This is a genomic window from Streptoalloteichus hindustanus (assembly GCF_900129375.1).
GTDB classification, from domain to species: domain Bacteria; phylum Actinomycetota; class Actinomycetes; order Mycobacteriales; family Pseudonocardiaceae; genus Streptoalloteichus; species Streptoalloteichus hindustanus.
The window spans coordinates 226,001-239,727 of the sequence record NZ_FQVN01000001.1; the positions used below are offsets into that span (position 1 = coordinate 226,001).

The following is a 13,727-nucleotide window of genomic DNA, read 5'->3' on the forward strand; positions in this document are numbered from 1 at the left end:
ACTCCTCTCCCTACCCCTGAGTAACTACCCGTATGCTGCCCGTGCGGCTCAGGGTGGCGGCGGTCACCCGAGGCAGTCGAGCGAGGGAGTGGCAGATGCCCCGATCGCTGGGTCGGCCCCGCCGGCCGCGCGCGTCGCGCGCGCCGGGCCCCCGGCACGCCCTGCTACCGCCGAACCCCACCTCCGCTGACCACGGCACAGCGGCGCGCCGCCCGCCGCTGCCGAACCGCCTGTCAGTGCCCGGCCGAAGAGTCGCCGGACTCCCCCGGCCGACCCGGTCAGCCCGGTCGGCCCGCCCCGAGCCGAGCCGAAGAGGAGGGGTCAGGCCCCGATGACCCCTTCGGCCCGCCAGGAGTCACCGCAGGCGTTCGACCCCGACCGGAAGCAGGTCGGGCTGGAGACGGCCGCGCCCGACGAGGCGCCCGGCGGCGCCCGGGCCGACGGCGCCCCGGCCGAGCAGGCCGAGTCCTGGGACCTGGTCCGCGCGGCGCAGGCCGGCGACACCCGCGCCTTCGGCCGGCTCTACGACCGCTACGTGGACGTCGTCTACCGGTACGTCCTGTTCCGGGTGGGTGACCGGGCCCTTGCCGAGGACGTCACCAGCGAGACATTCCTGCGCGCGCTGCGGCGCATCGGCTCGGTGAGCTACCAGGGCCGCGACGTCGGCGCCTGGTTCGTGACCATCGCCAGGAACCTCGTGCTCGACCACGTGAAGTCCAGCCGGTACCGGCTGGAGGTGCCCACCGCGGAGCTGGCGGAGAGCCGGCAGGTGGAGAGCGGTCCGGAGCAGGAGGTGTTGGACGAGGCCATCCACACCGAGCTGCTGCGCTGCGTCGGTCAGCTCAACAACGACCAGCGGGAGTGCATCGTGCTGCGGTTCATGCAGGGCCTCTCGGTGGCGGAGACGGCGAAGGTGATGGGACGCAACGAGGGCGCCATCAAGGCCCTCCAACACCGGGCCGTGCGGCGCCTCGCGCAGCTCCTCCCGGAGGAGCTCCGCTGAGCGGGGCGGGATCGCCCACGACCGGGTCGGGTGGGGTGACACCGCCGCCTGGGCTGATCAGGGGAAGGCGACCGGGCGGTAGCGGCGCGCCGACCACCCGGGGGACGCAGCGGTCACCTACCCCCGGTGGCGTAACCCACCTGGTCGGTGGATCGTTTCTCCGAACAGGTCGACGTGGGACAGGTGCGGGACGGTGACCAGGGGACGCACTCCCTTCGGGGACAGGGGCAGGCGCGGGCGGTTCGCCCGGGCCACCGAGGCGTTGCCGCCGTTGACCACACCGCTGACCGACGTCGTCGGCAGATCGGACAAGGTGGGACCAGGCTCGGTGGGAACGGGCGCGGCGGGAACGGGCGCGGCAGGGCGGGACACGCCCGACGAGCCGGGCCGCGACGTCGACCCCGCTCCGTTCACCCGGCTCGACGACCAGCTCACCAGCGAGTTGGCGATCGTGGCGTTGCTGCGTCGCGCGGCGGACGGGGTCGGCCCGGACCCGGCGGCACGGGAGCGGATGCGCCAGCGCCTCCTGGCCGAGCTCGCCGCCCGCCCACCCGTCGAACCGGCGGGCGCGGTCCGGCGGCCCCGCCGCCGCCCCGGCCGACGGCCTCCGGGGCGCGGCCGGGACGCCCGTCGTCCCGATACCGGCTCCTCGTCGCCGGAGGGCCCCGCCGCCGGCGAGGCGGGCCCGCGCCACGGCGCCCACGGCCGGCTCGCGGTGGCGCTCGTCGCCACGTTGTGCCTGGTGCTGTCGTTGTCCGGGATGAGCCTGGTCCTGAGCAGGGACGCGCTGCCGGGAGACCCGCTCTACCGGGTCAAGCGCAGTGCCGAGAACGCCTCCCTCGGACTGACCTTCGGCGACGAGTCCCGAGCGGTGAAGCACCTGGAGTTCGCCGCCGCGCGGATGGACGAGATCGAGGCGCTGGTCGGCCGGAGCCGCCCACCCACCGACGACTACCTCACCGCCTTGGCCGACTTCGAGGAGGACGCGGCGGCCGGCGCACGGCTGCTCGTGCACCTCGGTGGCCACGGCGACGACCGGCTGCTGGAGACCCTCCGAGGCTGGGCCGAACAGCAGGAACGACGGTTGGCCGGCAGCACGGCCGCGCTGCCCAGATCCGCCGCGACGCGGGCGGAGGCCACCACGTCCCTGCTCACGCGGATCAGGGAGCGGGCGGTCGCCCTGGCCCAACGCGCCGACTGCGCCACTGTCACCCGCGGCGACGCCGACGACATCGGGCTCCTGCCCTCGGCCGAGCCCTGCGTCCCACCCGCCGGGCGGCGGGACCCCCGCGTCCCGGCGGGCGAGCGCCCGCTCTCCGGCGGCAACGCGCCGCCAGCTCCCTCGGACCAGCCCGCGAGCCCGCTCCCGGACCCGCCGTCGGGCTCCCCGCGCCCGCCGGCCGACCCGCCCCCGGCGTCGGTCCTCGCCGAGCCGCCGGCGGCGACCGAGCGCCCCGGCCAGTCGGAGCCGGGACGTCCGGCGCGGCCCGAGCAGCCGGGCCGGCTGGCGCCCACCCCGAGGCCGGGCGTGCTGGCGCCTCCCTCAGCCGGTGGCCGGGATGTCGGCAACCACTCCTGGACCGCGCTGCCCCTGCCCCCGCTGCTGGGGGCGGCACCGCCCTTCGTGCCGGACCTGCCCGTGTGGCACGACCGGTGAGCCTCGCCACGTGACCGGCCCGAACCGAGCTCACCGCCCATGGCCGGGTGATACCGGCGAGAGCGCTTCCGACGAGCGCAAGACGTGTCCGGATCGCCTGCCCTCCAGGCCGGCATGGGGCCGGGAACACCGCAGGCAGGTCGGCGGAACGCGCCTTCACGTCCTGCCGCTGGCCCCAACACCCCGGCGGCACTCCGGCGAGGAGCCCGCCCCCGTCCCGTCCCGCGCCTCCCACCCGGTCGGTGGGCGGCCACCACCGCGAACGCGCCCGCCCGGCCCGACACCCGGTCGCTAGGCTGGGGAGGTCCCGGTGGGGATCACGTCCAACCACCTGCAGACCGGACCGGGAGGCGCCGCGGTGCCACGACTGCGGAAGCGCGGGGGGGCCGCTGAGAGCGAGAAGCGGGCCGCCCTCGCCGGGCTGGCCTCGGCCGAGGCCGCGGTGGCCGGGGCGGCCCCCGAGACGGGGGGCTCGCCCGAGGCGCCGACCGACCTCACGGCCGCGGCGTTCTTCGACGTCGACAACACGATGATGATGGGCGCGTCGATCTTCCACTTCGCCAGGGGGCTCGCGGCGCGCAAGTACTTCACCACCGCGGACCTCGCCGGCTTCGCCTGGCAGCAGGTGAAGTTCCGGATCGGCGGCCGGGAGAACCCGGACGACGTGCGGGCCAGCCGGGAGCAGGCGCTGTCGTTCGTGGCCGGCCGGCGGGTCGACGAGCTGGTCACCCTCGGCGAGGAGATCTACGACGAGCTGATGGCCGACCGGATCTGGTCGGGCACCAGGGCGCTGGCGCAGATGCACCTCGACGCCGGTCAGCGGGTCTGGCTGGTCACCGCGACCCCGGTGGAGCTGGCGCAGATCATCGCACGCCGGCTCGGCCTGACCGGAGCGCTGGGCACGGTCGCGGAGAGCGACGACGGCGTCTACACCGGGCGGCTCGTCGGCGACCTGCTGCACGGCAGGGCCAAGGCCCACGCGGTGCGGGCCCTGGCCGCCAAGGAGGGCCTGGACCTGCGGCGCTGCACCGCCTACTCCGACTCGGTCAACGACGTCCCCATGCTGTCGGCCGTCGGCACCGCCGTGGCGGTCAACCCGGACGCCGGGCTGCGCGACGTCGCACGGTCCCGGGGATGGGAGATCCGCGACTTCCGGACCGGCCGCAAGGCCGCCCGCATCGGGGTGCCCTCGGTGCTGGGCGCCGGCGCGCTCGCCGGCGCCGTGGCGGCCGGCCTCGCCTACCGTCGCCGCAACGTCTGAGGTCGCGAGGCCCGAGAACGACGCCGTCGACGCCGCCGACGCCAAGGCCGCCGGGGGCGCCAAGGCCGGCGGTCGCTCCGACCGGCGGCGGAGGAACATCCGCAGTCGACGGACGAGGGAGACGGCGAAAGCCCACGTGCGGGCGCTGAGGAAGAAGGTCATGGCCGCGACGGTAGGGACAGCGCTCGCGCCCCGCACGACAACGGAACCCGATTGTTCGCGTGTCCAGCGAATCTGACACCTGGGGTAGCCCTCGCGGACACCACCAGTGCGGTTTTCTGCGCACAGCGTGCTAAATCCCGCGCCGGTCCGGCCGGGGCCCCGGCGAGCGCCGTCCGAGGAGCCCGGGTGCGGCTCAGCCGAGGAAGGCGTTGTCCCGCTGGGACAGCAGCCGGTAGAGCGTCTGCTGGATGGTCTCCCGCACCTGGTCGGTGAGGTTGAAGACCAGCATCGGGTCGTCCGCGGCGCCCTCGTCGTAGCCGGTCGTCGGGATGGGCTCGCCGAACTCGATGGTCCACTTCGAGGGCAGCGGGATCGCCCCCAGCGGCCCGAACCACGGGAACAGCGGCGTGACCGGGAAGTACGGCAGGCCGAGCAGACGGGCCAACGGCCGGATGTCGCCGATCTTCGGGTAGATCTCCTCCGCGCCGACGATCGAACAGGGCACGATCGGCACCCCGGTGCGCAGCGCCGCGGAGACGAACCCGCCCCGGCCGAAGCGCTGCAGCTTGTACCGGTCGCGGAACGGCTTGCCGATGCCCTTGAACCCCTCGGGCCACACCCCCACGAGCTCGCCAGCGCGCAGCAGCCGCTCGGCGTCCGGGTTGCAGGCCAGCGTGTGCCCGGCCTTGCGGGCCAGCGCCCCGATCACCGGCAGCCGGAACACCAGGTCGGCGCCCAGCATCCGGAGGTGCCGGCGCGCCGGGTGATCGTCGTGGACCGCGACCGCGGTCATCAGCGCGTCCAGCGGCAGCGTCCCGGAGTGGTTGGCGACGACCAGCGCGCCGCCCTCGCTCGGCACGTGGTGCAGGCCGATCGTCTCGACCCGGAACCACTTCTCGTACAGCGGGCGCAGCGGCGGCAGCAGCACCGACTCGGTCAGGTCGGGGTCGAAGCCGAACTCGTCGACCTCGTAGTCGCCGGTGAGCCGGCGCCGCAGGAACGCGAGCGCCTCGGCGAGCCGCCGCTCCAGCTCCGACCCCGGCGCGGACGGGGCGGGCTCGTCCGGCGGGACCAGGTCGGGCCGCAGCGGGATGACCCTGGCCCCGTCCGTCCGCTCCGCTGCGCGGTCAGCTCCACCGTGCGACGACATCCCGAATCCCCCGCTCCACCGCGGCGAGCCGCCGCGCGCCGACCAGCGGGCGCAGACCGCGCCCCGTGACGAAGTCGTCGAACGCCTGCCGGGTCGTCCAGCGCGGCGTGAACCCGAACTCCGCCCGCAGCCTGGTGGTGTCGAGAACGCGCCCGAAGTTCAGGAACCGCACCTGCTCCGGAGAAAAGTCGACCAGACGCGCGCCGCGCACCAGCCGTCCGATGGGCCCGACCGCGGCCGCCGGCACCGGCGCCGGCACCCGACCGGCCCGCCGGATCGCCTGGGACAGCATCAGGACGCCGTCGCCGCCGACGTTGAACACCCCGGGCAGGTCGTGCAGCGTCGCCCGCTCCAGCACGGCCAGTGCGTCCTCGGAGTGCAGCAGCTGCACCCGCGCGTCGTGGCCGAGCACCGTCGGCACGACGGGGAGGGCGAAGTACCTGGTCAGCACCGTGTCGACCCGCGGCCCGACGATGTTGGCGAAGCGGAGGGTCGTGACCAGGACGTCCTGGCGGCGGCGCGCGAACGCGCGGACGTAGTCCTCCACCTCGGCAGCGTCCTTGGCGTACCCCGAGGTCGGCAGGTCGTTCGACGCCATGTCCTCGGTGAACAACGCGGGGTCGCGCGGACTCGCCCCGTAGACGGCGGCGGTCGACTTCACCACGAGCCGACGCACCCGCTCGGACTTCTGGCACGCGGCGAGGAGCTGCATCGTGCCGATGACGTTCAGCTCCTTCATCGCGGAGCGGGGCCCGTGGGGGTTGGCGGTGACCGACGCGTGGACGACGGTGTCGACCTCGGCGCGGGCGATGACCTTGGCGATGAGCGGGTTGCGGATGTCGGCCCGCACGAACTCGGTGCGCCCCATGCGGCGCAGCAGGTCGGGGGGCGGCGGGACCGCGTCGACGCCGAGCACGCGGTCGACGTGGGGGTCGGCGGCGAGGCGGGCGGCGAGATGACCACCGAGGAACCTGCTCACCCCGGTGACGAGGACGATCCTGGGCGCCATGGGACTCCCTGAGCACGGGCGGTGACCAGAGGCGATGCTACCGGCCACAAGGAGTGGCAGCCGTCCGCACCACCCGCCAGGACGCCCGCCGGCGGGAGATCACGACCCGGCGGTCGGCGCCCGGCCCCGGACATCCTCCGGTCCACCCGACCGAGCGCCTTGTCGCCCCACCTGGCCGCACGAGATCATGAAATTGGGGGTTCCCCCAGATAACACCGTTTTGGACGAAACGACGGGCGACCATCGCCGTTCCGACGCCCTCCGGTCGGCCAGGCACGCCGGGGTGTCAAACCGTGCGCCCTCGTGCTCCCCGTCCGCCCCCGGGCGCCGAGCGGGGCCGCGAACGCCGCGGCCGGCGGGGCCGTGAGGCACCGCCGGCCGCTGGCTCGGCTCCGCGTCGGAAGCGAACATCCGACACAGCGCTGCCCGGACCACGCCGAGCAGCGCGCAAGCTCACTTCTTCAGCTTGCGCCGCTGCACGCGGGTCTTGCGAAGCAGCTTGCGGTGCTTCTTCTTGGACATGCGCTTGCGGCGCTTCTTGATGACGGAGCCCATACGCCGTTCCCTCGCTAGTCAGTCGTTGTCGGTGTTTGGTCCTCGCGCTCCGGCCAGCCGCTCGGCGCGCGCAGAACCAGGCACGAACGGCCTCCCAGACTACCGGTGCCCCCGGGAGATCGACGCAGACGGGGGCACCCGTCGCCGTCCGAGCGACGACGGACACCCCCGGGAAGCCCCTCAGCCAGCGCTGAAGTAGGCGTTCTCCAGGTATTCGTTGACGGCCTTCTCCGGGACTCGGAACGAGCGCCCCACGCGCACCGCGGGCAGCTCGCCGGAGTGCACCAGGCGGTACACGGTCATCTTCGACACGCGCATGATGGCGGCCACCTCGGCGACCGTGAGGAACTGCACCTGGCCGAGCCTGCCTTCGTCGGCCTCCTTGTTCGACGGCATGTGTCACCGCGTCCTTCGGCACATGTCGTGCCACCGGCTTCCCCTCCGGCGGTTCGACACGCACGTGCTCTGTCGAGAGTAGCGGGACGACTGGGACGGCTGCGACGGTCGGATACCCGCCCGGCCGTGCGACAACACCCGGTCGGTCGCGCCGACCGGGTGGCTGGTCACACGGATCGGGGGATGGCGGCCCGGGCCGCCATCCCCCGTTCGTTCATGATCAACCCCATCGGGGGTCGAGGGTTGCACGTTCCGCTGTCCGCCGGCGCCGGACGGCGGCCCGGCGGTCAGTCGCGCTCGTGCTCCCGCCCCAGCTCCTCGGAGCGGTCCCTGGCGGCCTCGATGGCGGCCAGCAGCGCCGCCCGCACCCCGTGCCGCTCCAGCTCGCGGACGGCCATGATCGTGGTACCGGCCGGCGAGGTCACCGCCTCGCGCAGCGTGACCGGGTGCTCGCCGGAGTCGCGCAGCATCGTGGCCGCGCCCACCGCCGACTGGATGATCAGGTCGGTGGCCACCGCCCGCGGGATGCCGAGCAGGATCCCCGCGTCGATCATCGCCTCGACCAGGTAGAAGAAGTACGCGGGTCCGGAGCCGGACAACGCGGTCACCGCGTCCTGCTGCGACTCGGGCACCCGCACGACCTTGCCCACGCTGCCCAGCAGCTCGGCCACCAGCGTCAGGTGCTCGGGCCCGGCGTGCCGGCCGCCGGAGATCGCGCTCATCGCCTCGCCGACCACCATCGGCGTGTTCGGCATGACCCGCACGACCGGGACGCCCTCCGGGAGCCGCCGCTCGAACAGCGCGGTCGGCAGGCCGGCGCACAGCGACACCACGAGCGTGCCCGGCCCGACCGCCGGGGCGAGCTCGGTGAGCAGGGGCTCGATGTCCTGCGGCTTGACCGCGACCACCAGGACGTCGGCCTCGGCCGCCGCGGTGGCCACGTCGGTCCCGCGGATGCCGTAGCGCCTGCTCAGCTCGGCGCTGCGCTCCGGGTGGCGCTCGGTGAACAACAGCCGGTCGGGCGCGCGTCCGGCCTGGAGCAGGCCGGACAGCAACGCCTCACCGATCTTGCCAGCACCCAGCACGGCGATGGTCGTCATGGCGAACAGGGTGCCATCGACCCCGACGGCGGCCGGCGGCGGTCAGCGCTCCTGGCGGAACGGGCGGTGCTCCGCCGGGGTCAGCGCGAGCTGCCTCGCCTGGCAGACCAGCCGCCCCGCCGCGTCCACGACCGTGAGGTCCTCGTCGAACCACTGGCCGTGCACCGCGCGGCTCCTGGCCTCCACCCGAAGCCAGCCGGGCGCCGGGCGGGCCCGGAGCAGGGCGGTCAGCTGCACCGTGGGCGACCAGCCGATCCGACCGAGGTTGAAGGTGACCGGCGGGGTGATGTCGCCCGCGGCCAGCGCGAACAGCGCGTCGGGCTCCTCCCCCCTCGGCCGGACCCACAGCCGCAGGACCGGCTCGGCCCCCGGCCGCTCGGCGAGGAAGGCCGCGGTGTCCGGGTCGAGCCGCAGGTCGCAGCCCTGGGCGACCCGGAACACCTCGGCCATCGGCGAGGCACCGACGTCGACCGCCCGTGCCGGCGGGGTGGCCGGCATGGACGGCAGGTCCGCCCACGCCGGTTCCGCGTCCGGCAACGCGCCGGCCGTGACCGTGGCGTCCACGCAGACCCGGCCGCGTTGCTCCAGCACGGCGTGGACGACGTTCACGGTGCGGCCGGTGCGGCGCACCTCGGTGCGCAGCAGCACCGGCCCCACCTCGGGCGCGTGCAGGAACTGCGCGCTGACCGCGAGCGGGTCCAGGGGAGTGGGCCCGTCGCGGTCCACGGCGGCCAGGGCCGCCCTGGTCAGCACCGACAGCAGGTAGCCGCCGTGCGGGCGGCCGCCGATCGTCCACACGGCGGACAGCTCCGCGGTGAAGCTGCCGTCGCCCAGCGGGCGCACGGCCGAGGCCGAAGAGAACGCTGCGAACGCCGTGATCGACGGGGACGCCGAGGACGCGGACGCCGACGCGGTGCGGGACGCGGGCAGCCCGGTGGTCACGACTTGCTGACCAGCGACCTGAGGAACAGCGCGGTGTTGGCCGGCTTCTCGGCCATGCGGCGCATCAGGTAGCCGTACCACTCCTCGCCGTACGGGATGTAGACGCGGACGGTCTCCCCCGCGCCGGCGAGCCGGCGCTGCTCCTCGGGGCGCACGCCGTAGAGCATCTGGTACTCGTAGCTGCCGGGCTTGCGGCCGTACCAGCGGGCCCGCTCGCCGATGACCTCGACCAGACGCGGGTCGTGCGTGGCGAACATCGGGTAGCCGTCGCCGGCCAGCAGCGCGTTCACGCAGCGGACGTAGGCCAGGTCCACCTCGTGCGGGGCGACGTGGGCGACGGTGTCCGGCTCCTTGTAGGCGCCCTTGCACAGGCGGATGCGCGAGCCCTCGGTGGCCAGCGCGGTGGCGTCGTCGAAGGTGCGGTGCAGGTACGCCTGGAGCACGCCGCCGGCCCACGGCCAGGTCCGGCGCAGCTCGCGCAGGATGCCCAGGGTGGAGTCGGTGGTCGTGTGGTCCTCCATGTCGAGGGTGACCGTGGTCCCGGCCTGCTCGGCGGCGGCGCAGATGCGGGAGGCGTTGTCCAACGCCAGCCGCTCGTCCAGCGCCTGGCCGACGGCGGAGAGCTTGACGCTCACCTCGGCCCGGTCGGCGAGGCCGTCGGCCCGCAGGCGGTCCAGCAGCTCCAGGTACGCCTGGACGGTCTTCTCGGCCTGGGCTCGGTCGGTGGTGTCCTCGCCCAGGTAGTCGAGGGTGACCGAGAGGCCGGCGGCGACCAGGTCCTTGGTCGCGGTGACGGCGTCTTCGGTGGTCTCGCCGGCGACGAACCGGCGCACGACGTCGCGGCTGACGGGGGCGGTGGCCACCAGGCGCCGGATGGTGTCGTTACCGGCCGCGGCAAGGATCAACGTGCGCAGCGGATTCACGGCCGCACTGTACGTCTTCTCGGGGGTCGGTTTCTCACCCGGTGGTACGCCGCATCCCCTGCCGGGCGCGACGGCCGTGTGCGCTGAGTGTCCGAATTGGGCAGGAAAGCGCTTGCCAGCCGCCATCCGGGGGCAAATTGTCCAACGTGGACGCTCGGACAGGCGGGGTCGAGCGCCGCCGGCGGGCCCGGGAAGAGATGTCCGACACGTGCGGGCGCGCGGGCGCGCGTCATGGCCGGGCGCTCGTCAGGGTCGGGCGAGGTGCCGGCGGGCGAAGGCCAGCGACTCGGCGAGCATCCGGGCGCGCTCCGCCCGGTCCCGCGCCTTGCGGGTGTTGACCTCCAGCACCACGGCCCCGTCGAAGTCGCCGAGCGCCAGCTCCTCGCACAGCTCGGCGCAGGGCTGGGTGCCCCGTCCCGGCACGAGGTGCTCGTCGACCGGCGCGCCCGTGCCGTCGGCGAGGTGCACGTGCGCGAGCCCGCCGCCCATCCGCTTGGCCAGTTCGAGGGCGTCGACGTGCGCGGCGGCGCAGTGCGAGAGGTCGAGCGTGTAGTTGGCGTAGCCGACGTCGGTGGGGTCCGGTGAGGGCCGGAAGCCGGAGACGCTCAGCGGGCGCCTCCTGCCGAGCGGGCGCATGGGGAACATGTTCTCCACCGCGACGCGGACGCCGTCGCGCTCCTCCAACCGGTCCACGATGCGCGGGAAGTTCTCGGCGTAGCGGCGTTGCCACCGGAAGGGCGGGTGCACGACCACCGTCGGCGCGCCGAGCTCCACCGCGGCCGAGACCGCCCGGTCCAACCGCACCTCGGGGTCGGCGGACCACACCCGCTGCGTGATCAGCAGGCAGGGCGCGTGCACGGACAGCACCGGCACCCCGTGCTTCTCGGCCAGCCGGGCGACGGCCCGCACGTCCTGGCTCACCGGGTCGGCCCAGACCATCAGCTCGACGCCGTCGTAGCCCAGCTCGGCGGCCATGGCGAAGGCCGCGCCCACCGGCTGCGGCCACACCGAGGCGCTGGACAGGCCCACCGGCACGGCGGCCCGCCGCCGCGCCTCACCGGCGCTGGAGACCGCGAACACGGCGCGGCGCGCCCCGCCCGCCCCGCTCATCTGTGGACGAGCAGCAGGGCCGCCGGCGACACGGTGACCACGAGTCCGACCAGCACCGCCAGCACCGTGGTCTGCACGTCGTCGGCCTTGCGGATCACCCGGACGACCAGCACCAGGCCGACCGTGACCACGAGCGCGGCGATCAGCGCCACCGCCGCGAACGTCTGCCACAGCCACTGGAAGCCCAGCCACAACGCGCCGCCGCCCAGCAGGCCCACGCCGAGCTGGGAGACCATCACCAGCCACTCCTTGCCCGGCGACCGCTCCTGCTCGGCCTCCGCCGCCTCGTCGAGCTCGTCGACGTCGGCGAGCCCGGCCGGCGGCTCGTCCGCGAGCGCGCCGTCAGCGTCGGCGTCGGCGTCGGTGCCGTCCGCACTGGCGCCGACATTCTCGGCGCGCTGCTCCCGAGCGGCGGGCGCGGCGGCGGCGGGCGAAACGCCCGCGGTGCCCGCCCCCGGGGCCCGGTCCGGCTCGTCGTCGTCCTCGTCGTCGAGGTCGTCCGGGTACCAGCGGGCGGTGGACGGCCCCTCGTCGAGCTCGTCATCGGGCGGCGCGGCGGCGGGGGGCTCGGCGATCCGCGGGAGTTGCTCGGTCATCGGCTCGCCGTCGCGCGCCGGTGGTGCGACAGGCGCGGGCACCGGCGGGATGTTCTGGAGCGTGCCGTCGAGCGCGGCCAGCACCCCGCCGACGGCGGTCTCGGCGACGGCGTTCGCTCCGGGCGCGTCGTCCCGGATCTGCGGGACCTGCGTCGTGTCGGTGAGGTCGTCGGGCACCCCCGCCATCCGCGGCGGCGCCTCCGGCGGGACCCCCTCGCCGGGACCGGGACCGGGGATCGGCGGGACCGGCGCGGTGTACTCGGCCGGGTTGGCGTCGTCGTACGGCACGGGCGGCAGCGGCGGGGGCACCGCCTTGGCCGCCGGCTTGGGCACGGACTTGGCGACCGGCTTGGGCGCCGCCTTCGGCACCGGCTTGCGGGTGGGCCTGGGCGCGGGCTTCGGGGCCGGTGGCGCGGGCGGCTCCGGCTCGGGGGGTGCCATCCGGCCGTGCGACGGCGCGTCGTAGTGCGGGTAGGCCGGCTGGGTGGCCGTCACCGCCGTGTCCTCGACCGGGGGCGCGGGCGGGGCCGGCTCCGGATCGGCGTCGGGCGGCACGTCGGTGATCGGCCGCATCCGGCCGCTCTCCGACAGCACCCTGCCGATGATGGCCTGCGGGGCGGTCTCGCTGGCGTCGTCGGCCCGCCGCCGACGCCGACGCGGCGCCGCCGCGCCCGGGCTGCTCCCGTACTGGGCGAGCAGCTCGGCGACGGTGCGCTGCCCCTGGTTGTCCTCCGGGCCGCTGTCCCGACTCATCGCTCCCACCGTGCCCCGTGATCGCCGGTCCGTCCAGTGACGACGACCGGGTCCTCCTCAACCCGCTCGTCGGGTCCGACCCCCGTCCCCGCCGCGGCGGTCCCCGCTCCGCCGGGCGCGGTGTGGTCGGTTCCGTTGGTGTGGTCCAAGCGGCGCAGGATGACCCCCTCGCGCAACGCCCACGGGCAGATCTCCAGCTCGGGCAGGGACAACGCGCGCATCGTGGCCTCCGCGACCAGCGCGCCGGCGACGAGCTGGTGCGCCCGGCCGGCGCTCACCCCCTCCAGCTCGCCGAGGTCGGCGGCGGACATCCGCGAGACGAACGCGATGAGCTGCCGCAGGCCGGCGTCGGTGAGCACCCGGCGCACGCGCGGCCCGGCGGAGGAGGGTGCGGCCCCGGTGAGCCGGGCCAGGGTGCGGAAGGTCTTCGAGGTCGCCACGGCGCGGTCCGGGCTGCCGGCCCGGCGCAGCTTCCTCGCCACCGGCACGAGCTGCGCGTCGAGCCAGTCGCGCAGCGCGCCGACCTCGCGTTGGCTGGGCGGGTCCCTGCGCAGCCGGGTGCGGGCCAGCCGGCCCGCGCCGAAGGGGACCGACAGCGCCAGGTCCGGGTCCTCGTCGATGCCGGTGGCCAGCTCCAGCGAGCCGCCGCCGATGTCGACGACCAGGAGCTGACCGGCCGACCAGCCGAACCAGCGCCGCGCCGCCAGGAAGGTGTAGCGGGCCTCGTCCTCACCGCTGAGCACCCGCAGCTCGACGCCGGTCTCGGCGCGCACGCGCTCCAGGACCGCGCCGCAGTTGCGGGCCTCCCTGACCGCCGAGGTGGCGAACGCCATCAGCTCCTCGCAGCCGTGCTCGTCGGCCGCGTCCCTGGCGTCGGCGACCGCGCGGACCAGCCGGTCCGCCCCCGCCGCGGTCAGCTCGCCGCTGTCGTCGATCTGCTCGGCGAGTCGGAGCACCGTCTTGTCCGAGCTCATCGGCGTCGGGTGGGCACCCCGATGTGCGTCCACCACCAACAGGTGGACGGTGTTCGACCCCACGTCCAGCACCCCGAGGCGCACGTGTCGCACGGTACCGGTCGGTTCCGTCGCGTGTGCCCAGCACCCGGAAACC

Annotated in this window: 13 protein-coding genes; 3 read left to right on the forward strand and 10 right to left on the reverse strand. The window is 74.9% G+C overall.

The window, feature by feature from the left end; genetic code table 11:
* Positions 1–331 precede the first annotated feature (331 nt).
* The 3 genes from BUE43_RS01125 (at position 332) to BUE43_RS01135 (ending at position 3,921) form a co-directional block, all read left to right on the forward strand.
* Positions 332–1,003, forward strand: a complete 672-nt coding sequence (locus tag BUE43_RS01125; protein ID WP_073479439.1) for a sigma-70 family RNA polymerase sigma factor — start codon at positions 332–334, stop codon at positions 1,001–1,003.
* Positions 1,004–1,196: 193 nt separating this feature from the next.
* On the forward strand, positions 1,197–2,660 hold the full coding sequence (locus BUE43_RS35560; RefSeq protein ID WP_073479440.1) for a DUF5667 domain-containing protein: 1,464 nt from the start codon (positions 1,197–1,199) through the stop codon (positions 2,658–2,660).
* 358 nt (positions 2,661–3,018) lie between these two features.
* Complete coding sequence (locus BUE43_RS01135) at positions 3,019–3,921, forward strand: HAD family hydrolase (RefSeq protein ID WP_073480161.1); 903 nt, start codon at positions 3,019–3,021, stop codon at positions 3,919–3,921.
* Between the two features lie 355 nt (positions 3,922–4,276).
* On the opposite strand, the gene BUE43_RS01140 is transcribed toward BUE43_RS01135, so the two are convergent.
* From BUE43_RS01140 to BUE43_RS01185, 10 genes are all read right to left on the reverse strand, one after another.
* Positions 4,277–5,233 (reverse strand): lysophospholipid acyltransferase family protein, encoded by a 957-nt coding sequence (locus BUE43_RS01140; RefSeq protein ID WP_073479441.1) that lies wholly within the window; start codon positions 5,231–5,233, stop codon positions 4,277–4,279.
* The gene (locus BUE43_RS01145; protein ID WP_073479442.1) at positions 5,211–6,242 is read right to left on the reverse strand and encodes an NAD-dependent epimerase/dehydratase family protein; all 1,032 of its coding nucleotides are present in this window, start codon (positions 6,240–6,242) and stop codon (positions 5,211–5,213) included. Before BUE43_RS01145 ends, BUE43_RS01140 begins: the two co-directional genes overlap by 23 nt.
* A 453-nt stretch (positions 6,243–6,695) precedes the next feature.
* On the reverse strand, positions 6,696–6,797 hold the full coding sequence (locus tag BUE43_RS01150; protein WP_018684825.1) for a 30S ribosomal protein bS22: 102 nt from the start codon (positions 6,795–6,797) through the stop codon (positions 6,696–6,698).
* 180 nt (positions 6,798–6,977) lie between these two features.
* A complete protein-coding gene (locus BUE43_RS01155) occupies positions 6,978–7,193 on the reverse strand; it encodes a helix-turn-helix domain-containing protein (protein ID WP_073479443.1) in 216 nt (71 codons plus the stop codon).
* Positions 7,194–7,480: 287 nt separating this feature from the next.
* Positions 7,481–8,293 carry a pyrroline-5-carboxylate reductase gene (gene proC, locus BUE43_RS01160; RefSeq protein ID WP_073479444.1) on the reverse strand — a complete coding sequence of 271 codons (813 nt, stop codon included), beginning with the start codon at positions 8,291–8,293 and terminating at the stop codon, positions 7,481–7,483.
* A gap of 42 nt (positions 8,294–8,335) precedes the next feature.
* Positions 8,336–9,172: a thioesterase family protein gene (locus BUE43_RS01165; protein WP_073480162.1), complete on the reverse strand. Its 837-nt coding sequence runs from the start codon at positions 9,170–9,172 to the stop codon at positions 8,336–8,338.
* A gap of 59 nt (positions 9,173–9,231) precedes the next feature.
* Positions 9,232–10,158, reverse strand: coding sequence for a proline dehydrogenase family protein (locus tag BUE43_RS01170; protein ID WP_073479445.1), 927 nt, complete (start codon positions 10,156–10,158; stop codon positions 9,232–9,234).
* 246 nt (positions 10,159–10,404) lie between these two features.
* A complete protein-coding gene (locus BUE43_RS01175) occupies positions 10,405–11,268 on the reverse strand; it encodes a sugar phosphate isomerase/epimerase family protein (RefSeq protein ID WP_083959217.1) in 864 nt (287 codons plus the stop codon).
* Complete coding sequence (locus tag BUE43_RS32495) at positions 11,265–12,617, reverse strand: hypothetical protein (RefSeq protein WP_083959218.1); 1,353 nt, start codon at positions 12,615–12,617, stop codon at positions 11,265–11,267. Before BUE43_RS32495 ends, BUE43_RS01175 begins: the two co-directional genes overlap by 4 nt.
* A complete protein-coding gene (locus BUE43_RS01185) occupies positions 12,614–13,675 on the reverse strand; it encodes a Ppx/GppA family phosphatase (RefSeq protein ID WP_073479446.1) in 1,062 nt (353 codons plus the stop codon). Before BUE43_RS01185 ends, BUE43_RS32495 begins: the two co-directional genes overlap by 4 nt.
* Between the last annotated feature and the right edge of the window lie 52 nt (positions 13,676–13,727).